Origin of the sequence: Dyadobacter sp. (assembly GCF_051859145.1) — a bacterium.
In the GTDB taxonomy this organism is placed as follows: domain Bacteria; phylum Bacteroidota; class Bacteroidia; order Cytophagales; family Spirosomataceae; genus Dyadobacter.
Map to the genome: position 1 here is coordinate 1 of NZ_JBHYGF010000390.1, position 16,853 is coordinate 16,853.

The following is a 16,853-nucleotide window of genomic DNA, read 5'->3' on the forward strand; positions in this document are numbered from 1 at the left end:
CTTCTTCACTGAAAGATGGCCAGGCGCATTCGCTGAGTTTGCGTATCAAGGGGACCTCGGTGATACTGGACAACTCGCCGCGCACGATTACTTGCGCATCTGCCACGCTCTACACAGGTCTTTTTGAGAGCGCGGACTGCAATACAGTGAAAGGTTATGCGTGGGACAAGAACTATCCTGACAAGGTTTTGACTGTTGAGTTGCTGGACGGTAATACGGTAGTGGGCACGACCAACGCGAATGCCTACCGGGAAGATCTTTTCGCGGCAGGCATGGGGACTGGCAAGTATGGGTTCAGCCTGCCACTCCCAGCATCTCTCAAGGACGGTCAGTCGCACACGTTGAGCATCCGTATAAAAGGTACGGGTGTGCTGCTGGCCAGCTCGCCACGCAAGCTTACTTGTGCTGCCTTGCCTGCCTATGCCGGCAGCTTCGAGTCTGTGGGCTGCGATTCTATCCGCGGTTTTGCCTGGGATAAGAGCTATCCGGCCAAAGCGCTGACGGTGGAGCTGTTGGAAAATGACGTTGTGATCGGCAGCACAAGTGCAAGCCTTTACCGTGATGACCTGAAAGCTTCGGGAATGGGGACGGGCAATTACGGTTTCAGAATTGCATTGCCTTCTTCACTGAAAGATGGGCAGCCGCACTCATTAAGTGTCCGTATCAAGGGGACCTCGGTGATACTGGATAACTCGCCTCGTACGATCACTTGTAACCGTTCATCCGCACGCGTCGCGAGTATAGAAGAGGCTGATGCTGAGAATGAAGAGGAAAGATTTGGCGACATCACCGTGATAGTTGCACCTAACCCTACGCGAGGTATTGTAAGTGTTAGCTTTGATATGGTAGCGTCTTCAAATGAAGTCAGGATGTCCATCTTGAATATGTCCGGCCAGATAATCTGGAATAAAATAGTGACTGGACAAAAGAGGATTGAACAATCAATTGATTTAAGTGATAGTCAACAAGGGATGTACATGCTTAGAGTTGAATCCGGAGTACAGAAAATAAATAAACGGGTACTTTTAATAAAATAGAGCAGTAGTACCCGGTTAATGGGGAGTAAGAAAGTAATTAATGTACAAGCCCTATCTTTTGCAACATGCGTTTAGTATTGTGAAAGGTAGGGCTTATGTCTTTATTATTTGAACGTTCTTGACGCCTTGATGATCACAGCTAGGGAATTATCAAGCAATTTTCCTTTGTCAGCTGCAACTACGAATCCGATGTTAGAGTGTGTGTTCAGAGTTCTCGAAGCTTCAAGATAACCAGAAAACTGATTGACCTTTAAGAAATTCTTTCGCTCGTTGTGTGTACCGTAATTTTCTGAAAATGACAGTTTCGTTAATAGATCCCACTCTTTAAGACTAAGTTGACCACCGAGATGGTATGCTTTTATTCTATTATTTATGAAATAATTTCCTGGATTAGATGCCTGCCCCTCTCGCGCATTCTTAGCTGGTGTAAAGAATGGATTTCCCAAGTTTGCACCCTTGTAGCTCCAACCTGACGCATATAGATAATGATTATAATAGTTCTCGTTTCCAGTTGGAGTTGGTTTTGACCATCTTTCACCTGCCTGGTTTTTAGAATAAATGAATTCAAACATAAGCTTTGTGATGCGGAGAGAGCCGCTTGCCGGAGAAAGATTTCGGATACTTATTCCATGAATTCCGTCTTGGATGTTAGCGAGGTGACCCAAGGCACCAACTTCGTAGAAGCTTTGTCTATACAAGTAAATTAGTGAATTCTTCAGTCGATACTGTAAAGCCACATCAATATTACCTAAGTGGTTCCCCACTTTGCTGGCAGCCCAACTCTGACCCAGGACGACTGAGCGGTATTTCTGCCAGTCCGTCAGTACAAAGCTCTCGAAAATTTTTGCTTCATTGCCGAAAAAAGCCTGATCATTAAAGCCCGCAAACAAATGGAAGCGCCAGCCGGGTTTGCCAAAACGTCCGTATAGCGCTTTCTGGTGAAAAAAGGTATACGCATGATCCACGCGCTTGTATTTGATCGGCAGCTCTCCCATCCAGCCATGAGCAAAAACACCTTTGATAGCAAAAATTTTACCAAAAATAGGAATAGCATAGAATTGGGGAATTGCGATCTGAACCTTTGGTATTCCTAGTGCATTCCCAGAAATTGCAAAATTACCAGTTGTCAGCAACGTGTCTGTAAGGCCGAAGGTCTCTTTCATTCTTCCGCCTTTAATTTCAAAAATACTGAGTTTTACTTTTCCGTAACTCTCAATAAGTATGACTTCCGCGCCTTTTCCAGCGTTTGCTCTGCCTTCAAAACCTGCTCCCCAGTCTATCAGTCTGACCTTCGATGTGTCGTAGTCTCTGTAACCGGAACCAACTACACTGATTGAAGGTCCTGAAAGTGGGACGCTCCCGAATTGATTGCTACGTATCCAAAATGGTACGTGGCTCTGCGTAGACATTGATGCCTGACCTTCGAGCTTAGCTCTGTAATTTTTTGTTTGAGCAACAGAAGCTTCAAGAGTAACAGCGAAAATCGCCAGTAATAGGATTTTTCTCATACGTCGAGTGAAATTTAATGTAGTCCCAAGGTAGCTAAAAAGTTACGTTTTTTGCAACGGGATCTTGGAGTTATGGAAGTCTTCGAGACTTCTTACAGAGGATCAAACTTATTTGCAATAAGTTGAGGTGTGCAGTCTGGAAATACGAAACTGTCGTTTAATTTGCAAACGATACTCCACGTATATTATCAAGTATAATGATCCCCATTAGATCCTCAAAAATTATTTTACTTACCGGACGTTTATATCATAAATTCACAAACCGCTGATTATGCATAACATTAAAAGTTTGCTTATTTTTTCTTTGATGATCGGGTTAATTCTTCCTTCGCATGAGACGATTGGGCAGGGAACGGTAAATAAATTAAAGGAACTAAATCAGCGGGATGGTCTGCCAAACTTTTTTTTCAAGGTGAAATCTGGGGAAAGCGTGTCGGTAGCTTACCTGGGTGGTAGTATTACAGCTGCTGGTCATGGTTGGCGGGACCTAACTTTCTCTTGGCTGTCGAGCAATTTCCCTCGAGCGAAATTCAAGCAAATAAATGCTGGTGTCGGTGGCACTGGTTCTAATCTGGGGGTTTTCCGACTTAAGCGGGATGTTTTGCTGCATAAGCCTGATCTTATTTTTGTAGAGTTCGCAGTCAATGATGATAAAGCTTCATCAGAGTCAATATTTAGAAGCATGGAGGGGATTGTACGTCAAATATGGGCACAAAATCCATCAACTGATATCTGTTATGTATATACAATAGCAGAAAGCGGAGTTCCCTACCTTAAACAAGGAAAGTATCAAAATGCCGCAGCTGCGATGGAGCGAATTGCAGACCATTACGGCATTCCTTCTATTCATCTAGGAGTAGAGGTAGTTAAATTATTAGTGAGCGAACAACTTGTTTTCACAGGTGATCCTACTAAGACGAGAGATAAGATTGTATTTACGAAGGATAAAACACATCCACTAATTAATTCCGGGCATCCAATTTACGCGAGAGTTGTAGAGAGAAGCTTAACGAAGATGAGAGATTCTTCGTATAAAATGCCACACATCTTGAGAGAAGCTTACACGAAAGATAATTGGGAAAAGGCAAAAATGGTCTCACTGTCAGAGATTAGGAAAAATGATAAATGGCAGCTATTGCCAGAAAGCAACAATTTGGTTAAACGGTTTTCAAAAAGTATGTCGCATATATTCCGAGCTGACGCTCCCGGAGCATCTTTTAGCGTAAAATTCCGAGGTAAAATATTGGGTATCTATGATATAATAGGCCCTGATTCTGGAATTGTGGAGGTCATAATTGATGGAGAGCCTAGTCCGGATATCTCCAGATTTGACAAAGGATGTGCAAAATACAGACGGAACTTTTTCTTTCTAAATGAGATGCCTTTTAATGAGCACGAAGTCACTTTTAAAGTTTCAGAAAAACAGCTCAACAAAGCCTCCATTTTAGGATTGAAAACCTTGCCGATTAAAGATGCAGCCCAATACAATTCAACAACCTGGCTGGTGAATAATTTACTTATTATGGGTGACCTTATTGAATAAGGTCGGAATATTTTATTACATTAAGTACCTCCTACGTGCTAGAAAAAATTTTATTTGCGCAATTTCAAGCTAATCTAATTAGGTGAGCGCTCATGTGGCTTGCTAAATAGTACGTATGCATTTACGACTAACCTATATAGAACACACAAGTTTAATTTGATAACCTTTATCCCTCTGCGCGGTGTTTAACTTTTTTCTGCCGCTTTAGCTGTTTCTTCGGCTTATAGACGGACTTCTTTTTAGGTTGCAGCATTAATGAGTCTGCAAGAACTTGTTTGTTCAACATTGCCTTATCATAAATCCATCCGACGACCTCATAAGTTTCGCCTGCGGCTCCTTCGGCAATGCCTACCTTGATCCTTTTGGAATAGCTTGACCACGAGTGTGTCCATTTAATTTCCCCAGATTTAAACTCTTTTAGTCTTGGGTTAGCTGCTAGGATTTTAGGTGCACCATTATCACGTTCAAAAAATTTCACCAAATTTGTATGATCTTCCCAGAGTTTTACATCAGAATACGAAGCGTTTCGGCTTATGCCAGAAAGTTCTATTTTAAAAAGTTCTGACTCATCATTAAAAAACGGCTTGACAAAATACGTGTTCGACCCGAGGCCTTGCATCATATATTTGTTTGTTGCCTGATAGTCTTTCAGAGATATTCCAAAATCTACTCCTGGCAAAGCTGTTAAGGAATTTTTCAGTTCTTGGCTAGAATCTTGCTTATTTGAAACAACCGAGTTATTGTTCAAAATTTTGGTAGCAGATGTTTGTTCATCATTTTTGGCTTTGCAATGCAAGAGGCCGATTATCATTAGCAAGAAAACGTAAGGTTTCATGAAGGCTTAAACGATAACGTTGAATACCTGGCAAATATATCAAAATAGTTGTATGTAACTGCTCAATTTGTGTTTTGTATAAAGCAAATGCAATACCAGTAGAATCTGGAACCAAAGGTCTAAGAATCTGGGAAGGTTGTAGAAGTAATTAAGTGGAAATTGATAACTTGTGAGCATTGTCTACCACTTAGGATAATACGTCAATTTATAAGGAAATACTTTAACTATATCGTCGGTACGCTTAGTAATCGTGTCTTTTCCCATTTGCCATGCCCTATCTCGATACCTTCTCGCAGCTGCTATCATCCAAACACGCGGCACATTTGCTGAGGCGTGCTACTTTTGGTCCTACGCCTGATGAGATAGCTGATTTTACCGGGTTGTCTGCTTCGGAGGCTGTGAATGCGCTTATCAGCAATGCTGCTCTGACACTTTCTCCGCCGCCGCCGGTTGTTATGGATGGAGCTTCGCCTGTTGCGGGTCAGACGTTTATGGATAAACCGTTCGATTCCGGCAAGAGTAACGAATATAGCTTTTATGTGAAGTATTGGTGGATCGGGTTAATGGCAGAGCAGAATGGGAAACCTTCCGTGTTGGAGAAGATGACCGCTTTTTGGCAAAACCATTTTGTTACCACACAAACGGTTGTAACCGACTACCGCCTTTCTTATCAGTACATCAGCTTACTACGCAGAAATAGCCTTGGCAATTTTAAAACGCTCGTTTCCGAAATGACAAAGGATGCGGCTATGCTCATCTATCAAAATGGAAATCAAAACGAGAAGGATCACCCGAATGAGAATTACGCAAGGGAGTTACAAGAACTTTTTACCGTAGGTCAGCGGAATTATGCCAATGAGCCTAATTATACGGACGCAGATGTGAAAGCTGCTGCAAGATTGCTTACAGGCTGGCAAGTGGAAAATCAGTCCGCCCATGGCTCTGCTTCTGCGGGCACTGTGTTTAATCCGGGCCGTCACGATGATGGTGATAAGCAGTTTTCCTCTCATTATAATAATACGGTTATAAAAGGCAGGCGAGGGGCCAATGCGGGAGATGAAGAGCTTACCGATCTGGTGGATATGTTGACGCGCCATCCAGAGTGTCCCAGGTTCATTTGCCGGAAGTTATACCGCTGGTATGTCAACACGGATGTGCCGCAGGACATTGAAAACAATGTGATTATCCCGCTTGCCAATTTCTTTGCCAGCGCGGAAAACAACTTCGCATTGGAGCCGGTGCTGCAGAAGTTACTTTCAAGCGACATTTTCTTCCATTCAGATAATATTGGCTCGATCATCAAGTCTCCCGCAGAGTTGCTGGTCGGTTGTATGCGATTCTTTAAGCAGCCGGTCCCCGATATGACGAAGGACTATGTGGCCTTTAAGAAGTACGTGGAATACATACATTGGCGCATGTACCCGATGCAGCTCAACCTGTTGGACCAGCCTTTGGTATTTGGGTCTTTGCCCTATTACCAGACGGGTTATTCTGTTAACTGGATCAATTCGGCAAGTATCGGGATGCGCAGGATGTTTACCGATCAGATGGTTTATCCTACCGAAATTCATCCGGACTTTAAAATCGGCATTGATCTGGTGAAGTGGGTAAGTTCTTTGCAGCCCAACTTCGCGGACATAGAGGGTACACCGCCGATCACCTGCGAACAGGTCTTTGACGCATTGAGCAAAAATCTCTTTGTACATGATCTGTTTCCGTCGCAAAGAGAATTTCTCATTGACAAAATCATGATGTATTCGGCTCCCCGTAAATCATGGGAATTTGAATTCAATGCTTACCGAAAAAATCAGAACCAGGAAACAAGAGGCGGGATTTTATGGCGGCTGGAAGCAGTAATGAAGTATATGATGAGCATGGCTGAATTTCAAATTTTTTGACAATGTCGACGATTAACAGAAGAGACTTTCTTGCGGCAACATCCTCGATGGTCCTGCCGGTGATGTTAAGTGGTTTTGGCGTAAAAGCATTTGCCAGGAATTCAGCACTTGTAAATTCGCTCCACGAGGCCGTAGCAGCTAACCCGGACAGGGTATTGGTGATTATTTACCTGAATGGGGGAAACGACGGTTTGAACATGGTCATTCCGGTCGAGCACTACTCGCGCTATCATGCGCTTCGCAGCAACATCGCTATTCCGGAAAACAAAGTTCTTCCGCTGGGTAGCAGCAGGCAAATCGGTTTACATCCTGCAATGCCGGGCATGCAGCAGTTATATAATGAAGGAAAGCTCGCTATCGTTCATTCCGTTTCTTACCCGAACCCCAATCTGTCACACATTCGGTCCGCTGATATTTACATGACCGGATCTGATGCGACTCAATATGCTTCCACCGGCTGGGCAGGAAGGTACCTTGAGGAGCGTTTTCCGGGATACCCGGATAATTATCCCAATGACGAGATGAAAGACCCGCTGGCGATACAGATCGGGCACATTGCAAGTACAAGTTTGTTGGGACAAAGGCAGTCAATGGGCGTTGTTATGGCTACGCCCGACGAGTTTTACCAGCTTGTAGGCACACAAACCAATATTCCCGTGGATGATCTGCCATGTTGCTACTCGGGTCAGCTGATTAAGTATGTCAGGGAACAGCAGGTACTTTCGATCGGCTACGGATCCCAGATCAAACGCGCCTCGGAGAATGGGAGAAATATGGCCGGCTATCCTGAAAATGGCAATGAACTTGCAGAGCAGCTTAAAATTGTGGCCCGCCTGATTCATGGAGGTTTGCAAAGTAAAATATATTATGTAGAGCTCGGCGGCTTCGATCTGCATTCCGGACAGGTTGACGGAAATGATCCCGTCAATGGCGCACACGCTTCGCTGTTGAGCAAACTTTCAGGTGCCATTTCCGCTTTTCAGCAGGATTTGAAACTGCAGGGTACCGAAGAGCGTGTTATAGGAATGACGTTTTCAGAGTTCGGCCGCCGCGCGTCTTCGAATGCTTCCAAAGGAACCGATCACGGCATTGCCGCACCGATGCTGGTTTTTGGAAGCGGTATAAAGAGACAGGACATTGGTACAAACCCGGATCTTGCCAATGATCTGGTACCGCCGCCTTCAAGCTCCCATGATAACAACTATGACATTGCCATGCAGATCGATTTTCGCCGGGTTTATTCTGATATTCTGAGTAATTGGTTTGGCGCGGAAAGCTCTAAAACGGATGCTTTGCTTTTCAAGAGCTTTAAAAATGTATCGCTTTTTTCTGATGTTGTGGAAACGGTCGGTTCCGGCTCGTGGGGTGAAAAGTCTGTCTGGTCTCACGGCAGAGTCCCCGATATAAACGATCGTGTTCGGATAAACCGGGGACATACCATATCAATCAATCAGAATATAGCTGCGAAAAAAATCAATGTCGACGCAGGCGGCGAATTGTATTTCGGGGGAAATTATAAGGTTGATACGAGGGAATAGAACGGAGCATATGGCCGGCTATACTTTTTTGCGCTTGATATAAGAAATATGAAGAAGCACGTCTTTTACAAATGCAAGCTGGTTCTTTGTATTTCTTCTGAAAATTTCCGGTCTGAGAAAAATTCTGACTAACCATTCAAGGCGCAACTTGATCCAGATGGACGCCGGTCTTTTGCTGTTTCCTGCATACCAGTCAAATACATTGCCCACAGCACATAAAATTCGGGCATTTACCAGATCGCGATGCTGATATCCCCACTTTTCCTGCTTTGGGGCGGTCATTGCAATAAACAGAATGTCCGGCTGAAACGCGTTGACAGCCTCAACCATCCGCGCATTGTCTTCATCGGAAAACTCTGCTTTATAAGGCGGGGAATAGCTGCCGCTGATAATCCGGGGATATTCTTTGCCCAGTCTGTCGGTAATTTTTTTCAGCGTTGATTCCGTTGAGCCAAGCAAAAATACTTTCCAGCCATGTTCGTTGGCTTTTTCAACGAGATAATCGAAACAGTCCTGACCGGCGATCTTTTTAATATTTTTCCCATTCAGTAATATGCTTCCAAGAGCGATACCGATACCGTCGAGCACGAGCAGGTCGGAGCCTTTCAGCGCCTCTTCAAATTCCCGGTCCTGCAAGGCAATACCGTATGAATTTGGACTAAAGGTGTTAATAAGCAATTTCTTAACATCTGCCCTGATGATATCCAAAGAAGCCGAAAATACCTCGTAGCTCAAAACGTTTGTACTTTTGTATCCTTGAAGTTCCATAATTATGTAAGCTTGATTTGTTATGAGTTGAGTAGATTATGAAGGGTTTTTTGCGATTGCGGTTTTCAGAATATCCCTGATGTTGGTTTCAAAAGTTTCCAGTCTGAAATACTGTTCAAATCTTGCCTTTGCCTCCCGACCCATTGCTTTTCGGAGTTCCGGGTTTAGAATAAGGATTTCCAGCTTGTCGGCCAGTGCATTGACATCTTTCTGCGGTACGAGATAGCCCGTTTTTCCATCCACAACGATGTCAGGAATGCCGCCCTCCGGACATGAAACTACGGGAATTCCGTGTTGCATCGCTTCGAGATTTACCAGGCCGAAGGTTTCATAATGATAGTAAGTCGGGAAAACGAAAACGTCAGAGTTATTGAAGAAAGCAAGTTTGTCCGAATTGTATTTAGGACCGTGCCCAAAAACGCGGTCTTCTATCCCAAGTTGCTTTACTTTGTTTTTAAATGATTCCTCAGATACATCGGACCAGGCGCCCACAAAATTGCATTCGAATGGAAGGCCACGTTCTTTTAAAATCTGGCAAGCTTCCATCAAGATATACACGCCCTTTTCCTGCATCATATTAGAGAGGAATAATAGTCTGCACGGACTATCAGGCACATTCGCAGTAGCAACTGGTTCTTCTACGATTGTACTTTCAGGAATACCGTATGCACAAACAAACACATTGCTTTCTTTTGCATAATGCTTTATATCAGAATAAAGGAATTTGGATATAAGAATGCTGAATGTATTGTTGAAAGCATATTTATACAGTGTATCGTTGAGTCTTGTTTTCTCTGACGTTTCTACACCTTTGTTGTGGAAATGATAAATAATCTTTTTTCCGAACAGCTTGCAAATAGCAACGATCAGCATATCCTTATAGAACCCCGGCCCGCTTGCATTCAATGTAAGATAACAGAGATCATAATTTTTTCTGAGCAGCGCGCTGATCACACGATATTGAATGCGGAGCAGCGCACCCAGCTTTTTGAAACTACCTTTTCCTGATTCTTTTAAATGCGTCGAAGTGGAAAGATTGATATACTTAGTGTCAAATTCATTATTGATCAATGCACTATTATGGATAAATGTACCTGCCATAGCCGCGCCATGAACGGGAGGTGGTATATGTAAGACAAATAATATACTGGATTTCATGAAGGAAGGTTTACGTATTTTGGGTAAATGATTTTAACAATTTATTGGGTGTATATCAATTGGTTTTAGATAGCGGGCCCTTACGCGCACCTTTGAGCCTGATCATACTTGCGAGATCAGCTGAAAATAAGTTTAGATTGTATTTGCGCTCCACAAGCTTTCGTCCGTTTATTCCCATTTGTTCCGCTACTTCCCTGTTGTTGGCAAGATATTCAATTGCATTCTTCCAACCTTGTACATCTCCATATCCGACCTTTATGCCCACATTTTCTTTTTCTACATCAATTGGAAAATAGGGATTGTCGGAAGTGATAATTGCCTTGCTTAATGCCATTGCCTCGTAGAGAGATGTTAATCCAACTGTGTAGTCACGTTCCTGACAACAAATGGTCATACACAAACTATCCAATACTTCCCTGGCGAGAAATTGGCTATTTGAAGAGTCGCCGTTCATAATCTGTATACGGATGTTTTTTGAATCAGTATATCTTGAAAGAATGTCCTGGTTATTCATCGACCCGTGAATTCGTGAGGTATATATTTTCAGGATCTCATTGGGAAGCAGATCAAATGCTTCTACCAATGTTGGGAAATCACGGTTTTCCCTACCGTTGGAGCAAAAATATCTTTCTACTGAGTCTGAGTCAGTCAAGCTGTTGCCTGCTATTATCTTATCATAATAGTCAAGGTCTGGGCCCCAACTTTTTAAATATAGTCTATTCCTGTCTACAACCCCGGATCGGGCTGATTCATCTATGTGCATTTGGCTGAACATGAACATCATGTCAATACCTCTGTAATATTGACTTAAAAGCATCCTGACTAGTTTATTATCCGACTGCATCACTGCTCTGTGCTGCCAGATGAGGATCGGTTTGCTATAAAGTCCCATACTCCGAAGAAGGATCAGCAACTCAATTCCATTTGCAGTCGAGGCATATAAAACATCAGTTTTCTTTCGGTCAGTCAGGATCTTAAATGCATTCTTTATCATTCTTAACAGTCGACTTCCAAGTGACGAGTCAACATAATAATCAACTTCAATACCATGCGATTTAAGCTTTGATGCACCGTACAGATAGTGGTGAGGAATATGTTCGATATCCTCAGGCGAAAAAAAACGGTGATAAAACTTAACATTCATGTTTAGAGAATTTGATACATGCGCTCCTTAAATGTTTTTTTTGGTCTGCGTCAATTATTTTAATAAAACGCTTTCATTAACCACATCTTCCAACATTTTTTTATCACTTATGCTGTTGTTTGTTGCTGTCAGAAACGTGCTATTTTTCAAAAGCTGTATTACTGAATTATAGATCGCGAGAAATAATAATGTCATCAGAAAATAATTGGCATCTCTGATAAATTGTATCTTGAATTGGTTAATTAGTAAAAACGTAAACAGGAGGTTAAATCCTAATAAAAGATCTACTGCGAAGAGATTATATTGTTGTAATCTGAAATAGAGCTGGTAGCCTCTGAAAAGACTGATTACGAAAAGCGAGAGAAATAGAATACCTCCGAGGTAGCCCCAGGTAACAATCACACTCATGTACAAATTATGATAGTCCGGAATGACATCATCACCGGTTTTATCAAAGTGTACTTTGATATATTCGAGTCGTTTTGTGAAATATCCTTCACCAAAAAAGAAGTTACTCCTGCCTGCTTTCTTTATGCCATAAGCGAAAATGCCGCCTCGGTTGATTTCTTCTCCACTCAGGATCTTCTCCAACGTCAGATTTTTCATGTCGACGTTCTCGCTCCTTTTAGAAAAAACGTCGAAATCAATCCAGCCGGCCTGTGCATTTATAACTGCAAAGGCAGAAGCAAGAACAGTTCCATATAACAAAACTCTCACTTTGAGCCTCTTATTTAGTAATATGCCTGTAAGAAGTGCGACAACTGGCAGGAGTAATACGGAAGAGCGCGTGCCTGAAAAGATGATTGACAAAATACCCGTAAAGATGATCGCGAAACAGAAGAAGTAAAATCTTTGCCCATAAGCCTTTGACGATCCGCTTAGCACAGATGGTAATATCAATGCGATCAATGAAATGGAATACTCTGCATAAAATTCGAAGTTATTGAGAACACCATTGCTCCTGAGAATGCCCATTTCAAATTCTGCTTCGGCATTAAGACTTGGAAAGAATTCAAACGGAGACGCGAACAGCTCGTATTTCTGGTTTATCGAAACAACAAGATTGTAGAAGAAGAAAATACCTGTTATCTGTATGAACTGCTTTAAATCGGAATAGTTGAGCTGGATCTTTGATGCGTAAATAAAAAGAAATAGCAGGTTGGCGAATATTAATGCAGCAGTCAGTTTCGTAACAAGCGCTGCATTATTGTTGAGCAGACTGACTACCTGTATAACTGCTAATGCTGCGACTAAAAAGAGCAACAATCTGCGCAAAGAAGAAGGAACAGAGAAGAAATTCTTAAAAAAACAAAGATAAATAATCAGCGAAATTGAAGCCGCCAGGTTGTAAATGCCGCCATTTTCATAACCGAACATGAAATGGTTGCAGATAAAAAGTTGAAATAAGAAATGCGGATATTTATTTCTGTAAAGTGAGTCAAAAAACAGTCCGCCGATAATCAATAGTGACAGTGCCATCACGGGAGCCGGATATTTTGCAAATGTAAATTGTCCCAATACCATCATCACTGTAATTTTTACAATTACGTAAATCAGCGAATCAGATTCAGCTTGCTTTGCTATATGGACTGTCGACGTTTGCATATCAATGAACCAGCACTTGTGACATCCTGCGATACAATGTCATGTAAGATTTTGCTTGCCTTTCAAGGTTAAATTTTCTTCTTGCGTCTAATGAAATCGCTTCATGATCGAACGAGGCAATATCGTTAACGCATTTGATGAAAGCATTGTGCAATCCGGCGCCGGATAACTCACCGGATAAATAGCCATTAAAGCCATTGAAGATGTGGTCTTTCATGCCACCTACGGAAAATGCCACAACGGGAGTGCCGCAGGCTAGGCTTTCCAGCATTACATTAGGCAGGTTATCTTCGCGACTTGGAAGGAGGAAAATGTCGGCGGCACTGTAAATCTCACTCAGCAACATTTCGGAATGAATGCTGCCCAAGTATTTTACGCCAGGCAACTTTTGGCCACTTTTGATACTTCCCACAGCTACAAACTCGCAGATATCTGTTAACATCCAATCCGCCATCAGGTTTGCAATAAGGTCAAATCCTTTTCTCGGATTTGCAACGCTTTCAGACACGAACAAGACGGTTATCTTATTAGGATCAAGTCCCAGCTTGGTCTTCAAGTCTGACTCTGCGCCGTTCTTATTATTGAATATCAAGGTATCAATTCCATTGGGGATAAGTACACCCGGAAACTTCCCTAGTATTTCTGATTCTGAGGCTTCTTGCATCATCCATTTGGAGGGCGAAACCACAGTCAAAGATTCACTTGGAAATTGGTTAAGCGCATTGAGTTTGCATTGATATTGCTCGTCATTCTCTTTAAAAAGAATTTCTTTATTCCGGATATCGTCATCTTTGTAATGAAATCCACCCTGAAATGCATTCATATCATGCTGCGTCCAGATTACAGGTTTATTTACTTTCTTAAAAAACGAGCTGTAATCCAGGAAGTTTGCTACCCAATGTAAATTGATCACGTCACATTCCTTTACCAATGGATGATCAGCAAGGTCAGTGAACGAGGTCTTTGCAAAAGAGAAATAATCGAAATCACCTTTGAACTTTCTCGACCGGTTGTCATTGTAGTGTTCAAGTGTCAAAGGAAATCCGAGATTTTTTAGAATCCTTTGAAACAACACCAGGTACTTGTTGGTCTTTTTCAAAGCATACACTTCCGGTGTGCTGGTTCTTTTTTCCAGGACTAATACTTTGCTATCAATTCCCATATTTAACAATCCCTTATGTAAGCGGATTGCAGCAGTGCCGGCACCGCCATTGTCAAAACAGGTAATGTGAAGAATTTTCATGGAAGGGTTTTTAAGAGTAGTAAGTCTCGTGCTTATATATTTTTCGCAGCAGATAATTTGATATCCTCTGCGTTTTGGCATGCTGATATTTTGTCCATAACAGCCCGCTCACAATAGTTTTCTTGAACGAAGAAAATTGCTGAATAGCTGGAAGATTATTTACATGAACTTCCACATTAGCTTGTTGTTCTGAAAGCATTTGCAATCCCTTTTTAGCTACTGCGATGTAATCGTAATCCCTGATAATTTTCTCTCTTCCCTTAGCGCCAAACCGCTGACGTAAAGCGCTGTCGAGGAATAGAGTTTTGGTGTATTGAAAAAGCTCTTCCCTGGAATTAGCACAGAAGCCACCTATGCCGTGACCGATGGTTTCAACTTGTGAATTATCAGACCAGGGGGTATTTAATGCTACAACTGGTGTTTCGCACAATAGTGATTCGGCTAATGCATATCCGAAACTTTCTCCCTGACTGCTGATATGCACGAAAACATCAATTGCGGAGTAGCACTTTGACAATTCAGAATCACCTGTGATTGCGTCAATGTTAATAATTCTATGTCCAAGGTTACGCGCATAGGCGTAGGTAAGCAATTCTTCTTTCGCGTTGACGAGGACCAGGTAAGTTTGATCATTCACTTCTTCCAGAAAGCGCTCCAACAAGTGTATCAGGTAATGCGACCATTTTCCGTAATGTCTTTGCCCGATCCTTCCGAGGAGAAATGCATGCTCCGGAATACCATATTGCTTTCGGAAATCAATCTTTTCCTTTTCAGACGCTTGTTTGAATTGTGCTGTTTTTACCGGATTCGGTACGATGACACTTTTACTTTTTGAACCGCCGCGAAGCAGATATAAATAGCGACACCATTCTGAAAGTTGAAAGCTAAATTTCAGGATATCCTCAGGATAGGAGGAGGGTTCACTAAATACATTTGTTTCAACAAAGTCTGCATTTGGGCAGTGTTCTTTCAATGCGAGTATTTCGTCGCATGCAAGTGAATGCGAATGCAGGTGTACAATATCTGGCTGCCAGGTTTCAATGTGTTCGACAAACTCTTTTGTTAAGCCAATAAAATATGGAATGTTAAGTGCTTCGAGTTCATGTTCGCGAGTTCCGCCGGTTTGCGTTGCCAGCAATTGACTGTCAAATCCGAGGATCTGGTATGCTTCACAAAAGTTCTGCGCCGCCCTTTGTGTGCCACCTTTGTCTAAGTCGTAAACTACTGTCAGGATCTTCATCGCGAATACTTTAAATAAACCTTCTGATTTTATCTGTTTTGATAAACAACAGTGCTTCCAGCCGGAGGAAGAATATCCCACGTTCATTTGGAATCAGAAAGCCGAAAATGAAAAGTGACATGTCTGCGATCAGCGTTCCCATTGAAGCGCCTACAATATCATATCTTGGGATTAGCAGCATGTTGACCAATATGTTGATGCCGGCTATAATGAGTTGTCTGAAAAGAATTGTTGAGTTTTTATTCAGCTTTTGTAGGATTGTGCTTGTTACAATATTCAAAAATGTAAATGGAATTGACCAAATCAGAATATTCACCACTGCGATACTCGCTTCGTATTCTTCTCCGTAAAGCAATTTGACCGCGAATCCTGAAAATACATTTACGAATAATCCCAAAAGCGCAAGTGCAAGAAAGATGTAACGCAGCATCGCAACCATTTTGCCTCGTTCTTTTTCAAGGTCCATTTCAATAATCTTCGGGTAAATGGACTGACTTATCAGCATAGGAATGAAATTGAATATTTCAGCAAATTTTACTCCAACAGCATAGTAACCTACGCTCGTTTCGTTGATATAGCTTTTGAGCATTACCTGATCAATTCGCATTCCTATGGATATTGAAATGCTGCTAAGTATCAGCGGCCAGCTATCTTTCAGCAATGCAATTGCCACACTTGTGTTGAATCTCCATTTAAGAATGTCGGTCTTGTTTTTCTTATAGAAGTATATTAGACCAATAGCTGATACGATTGTTTCGACTACTACGATAATGGCGAATACTTCAACCGAGGCTTTCAGGAACAGGAAAAGAAGCTTTAATAGAGTAGAAATGAGCAATACAGTGAAATTGACATATACTACAAACCTGGATTGAACCTTTGACTGGAAATAGAAGTCGATAACGTTCACACTTTGAAAAATGGTGGACGCAGAGGTGATCATTACGATCAACTTGGTATATGAATCTGTGGGAATTACATTGATGGTGATCGCCAGCAACGCCATAACTACAAATGCACCGACCAACTTCATTACAAATGCAGTTCCAAGAAGCAAATTCTCATCTACTGTTTTGTTCACCAGCTCTCTGATGACAATATTGTTTAATCCCAAAGTAGCCAATGCACCAAATAGTCCGACTAAGCTTTGCGCATAGTTGAGAATACCGAAATTAGCGGGTCCCAGAAATCGGGCAACCCAAACACCTACAAACAATCCAACTGCCATTCGCAAGATCTGTTCGCTGAATAGCCAGGAAGTATTGAAGGCATATTTCCGGACAGTCGGATTATTGAGCAGTATGCTAATCTTGCTGAAAACTCCTGAAACCGATTT

At 42.1% G+C, this 16,853-nt stretch carries 13 protein-coding genes; 4 read left to right on the forward strand and 9 right to left on the reverse strand.

The window, feature by feature from the left end; all coding sequences use genetic code 11:
- Nucleotides 1–1,037 (forward strand): T9SS type A sorting domain-containing protein (locus ACTIE6_RS19865; protein ID WP_439558304.1); only part of this gene is annotated, 1,037 nt, incomplete at its 5' end.
- A 104-nt stretch (nucleotides 1,038–1,141) separates the two neighbouring features.
- On the opposite strand, the gene ACTIE6_RS19870 is transcribed toward ACTIE6_RS19865, so the two are convergent.
- Nucleotides 1,142–2,545, reverse strand: a complete 1,404-nt coding sequence (locus tag ACTIE6_RS19870) for a capsule assembly Wzi family protein (RefSeq protein ID WP_439558305.1) — start codon at nucleotides 2,543–2,545, stop codon at nucleotides 1,142–1,144.
- Between the two features lie 271 nt (nucleotides 2,546–2,816).
- On the opposite strand from ACTIE6_RS19870, the gene ACTIE6_RS19875 reads away from it, so the two are divergent.
- Nucleotides 2,817–4,088, forward strand: coding sequence for a GDSL-type esterase/lipase family protein (locus ACTIE6_RS19875; protein ID WP_439558306.1), 1,272 nt, complete (start codon nucleotides 2,817–2,819; stop codon nucleotides 4,086–4,088).
- Between the two features lie 166 nt (nucleotides 4,089–4,254).
- Here the strand turns inward: ACTIE6_RS19875 and ACTIE6_RS19880 are convergent, their stop codons facing one another.
- Nucleotides 4,255–4,923, reverse strand: a complete 669-nt coding sequence (locus ACTIE6_RS19880) for a hypothetical protein (RefSeq protein WP_439558307.1) — start codon at nucleotides 4,921–4,923, stop codon at nucleotides 4,255–4,257.
- Between the two features lie 269 nt (nucleotides 4,924–5,192).
- On the opposite strand from ACTIE6_RS19880, the gene ACTIE6_RS19885 reads away from it, so the two are divergent.
- Complete coding sequence (locus ACTIE6_RS19885; protein ID WP_439558308.1) at nucleotides 5,193–6,821, forward strand: DUF1800 domain-containing protein; 1,629 nt, start codon at nucleotides 5,193–5,195, stop codon at nucleotides 6,819–6,821.
- A gap of 2 nt (nucleotides 6,822–6,823) precedes the next feature.
- Nucleotides 6,824–8,359 carry a DUF1501 domain-containing protein gene (locus ACTIE6_RS19890; RefSeq protein ID WP_439558309.1) on the forward strand — a complete coding sequence of 512 codons (1,536 nt, stop codon included), beginning with the start codon at nucleotides 6,824–6,826 and terminating at the stop codon, nucleotides 8,357–8,359.
- Between the two features lie 18 nt (nucleotides 8,360–8,377).
- Here the strand turns inward: ACTIE6_RS19890 and ACTIE6_RS19895 are convergent, their stop codons facing one another.
- The 7 genes from ACTIE6_RS19895 to ACTIE6_RS19925 form a co-directional block, all read right to left on the reverse strand.
- A complete protein-coding gene (locus tag ACTIE6_RS19895) occupies nucleotides 8,378–9,127 on the reverse strand; it encodes a WecB/TagA/CpsF family glycosyltransferase (RefSeq protein ID WP_439558310.1) in 750 nt (249 codons plus the stop codon).
- 36 nt (nucleotides 9,128–9,163) lie between these two features.
- A complete protein-coding gene (locus tag ACTIE6_RS19900; RefSeq protein WP_439558311.1) occupies nucleotides 9,164–10,285 on the reverse strand; it encodes a glycosyltransferase in 1,122 nt (373 codons plus the stop codon).
- A 55-nt stretch (nucleotides 10,286–10,340) separates the two neighbouring features.
- Nucleotides 10,341–11,429 (reverse strand): glycosyltransferase, encoded by a 1,089-nt coding sequence (locus ACTIE6_RS19905; RefSeq protein WP_439558312.1) that lies wholly within the window; start codon nucleotides 11,427–11,429, stop codon nucleotides 10,341–10,343.
- A 54-nt stretch (nucleotides 11,430–11,483) separates the two neighbouring features.
- Complete coding sequence (locus ACTIE6_RS19910) at nucleotides 11,484–13,034, reverse strand: O-antigen ligase family protein (protein WP_439558313.1); 1,551 nt, start codon at nucleotides 13,032–13,034, stop codon at nucleotides 11,484–11,486.
- 1 nt (nucleotide 13,035) lies between these two features.
- Nucleotides 13,036–14,277: a glycosyltransferase gene (locus tag ACTIE6_RS19915; protein ID WP_439558314.1), complete on the reverse strand. Its 1,242-nt coding sequence runs from the start codon at nucleotides 14,275–14,277 to the stop codon at nucleotides 13,036–13,038.
- A gap of 10 nt (nucleotides 14,278–14,287) precedes the next feature.
- Complete coding sequence (locus ACTIE6_RS19920) at nucleotides 14,288–15,517, reverse strand: glycosyltransferase family 4 protein (RefSeq protein ID WP_439558315.1); 1,230 nt, start codon at nucleotides 15,515–15,517, stop codon at nucleotides 14,288–14,290.
- A 10-nt stretch (nucleotides 15,518–15,527) separates the two neighbouring features.
- Nucleotides 15,528–16,853: flippase (locus ACTIE6_RS19925; protein WP_439558316.1), on the reverse strand; the 1,326-nt coding region annotated here is incomplete at its 5' end.

Bases quoted from the DNA above. Each gene is read 5' to 3' on its own strand.
- ACTIE6_RS19870 (WP_439558305.1), bottom strand. From the start codon at position 2,545: ATGAGAAAAATCCTATTACTGGCGATTTTCGCTGTTACTCTTGAAGCT.
- ACTIE6_RS19875 (WP_439558306.1), top strand. From the start codon at position 2,817: ATGCATAACATTAAAAGTTTGCTTATTTTTTCTTTGATGATCGGGTTA.
- ACTIE6_RS19880 (WP_439558307.1), bottom strand. From the start codon at position 4,923: ATGAAACCTTACGTTTTCTTGCTAATGATAATCGGCCTCTTGCATTGC.
- ACTIE6_RS19885 (WP_439558308.1), top strand. From the start codon at position 5,193: ATGCCCTATCTCGATACCTTCTCGCAGCTGCTATCATCCAAACACGCG.
- ACTIE6_RS19890 (WP_439558309.1), top strand. From the start codon at position 6,824: ATGTCGACGATTAACAGAAGAGACTTTCTTGCGGCAACATCCTCGATG.
- ACTIE6_RS19895 (WP_439558310.1), bottom strand. From the start codon at position 9,127: ATGGAACTTCAAGGATACAAAAGTACAAACGTTTTGAGCTACGAGGTA.
- ACTIE6_RS19900 (WP_439558311.1), bottom strand. From the start codon at position 10,285: ATGAAATCCAGTATATTATTTGTCTTACATATACCACCTCCCGTTCAT.
- ACTIE6_RS19905 (WP_439558312.1), bottom strand. From the start codon at position 11,429: ATGAATGTTAAGTTTTATCACCGTTTTTTTTCGCCTGAGGATATCGAA.
- ACTIE6_RS19910 (WP_439558313.1), bottom strand. From the start codon at position 13,034: ATGCAAACGTCGACAGTCCATATAGCAAAGCAAGCTGAATCTGATTCG.
- ACTIE6_RS19915 (WP_439558314.1), bottom strand. From the start codon at position 14,277: ATGAAAATTCTTCACATTACCTGTTTTGACAATGGCGGTGCCGGCACT.
- ACTIE6_RS19920 (WP_439558315.1), bottom strand. From the start codon at position 15,517: ATGAAGATCCTGACAGTAGTTTACGACTTAGACAAAGGTGGCACACAA.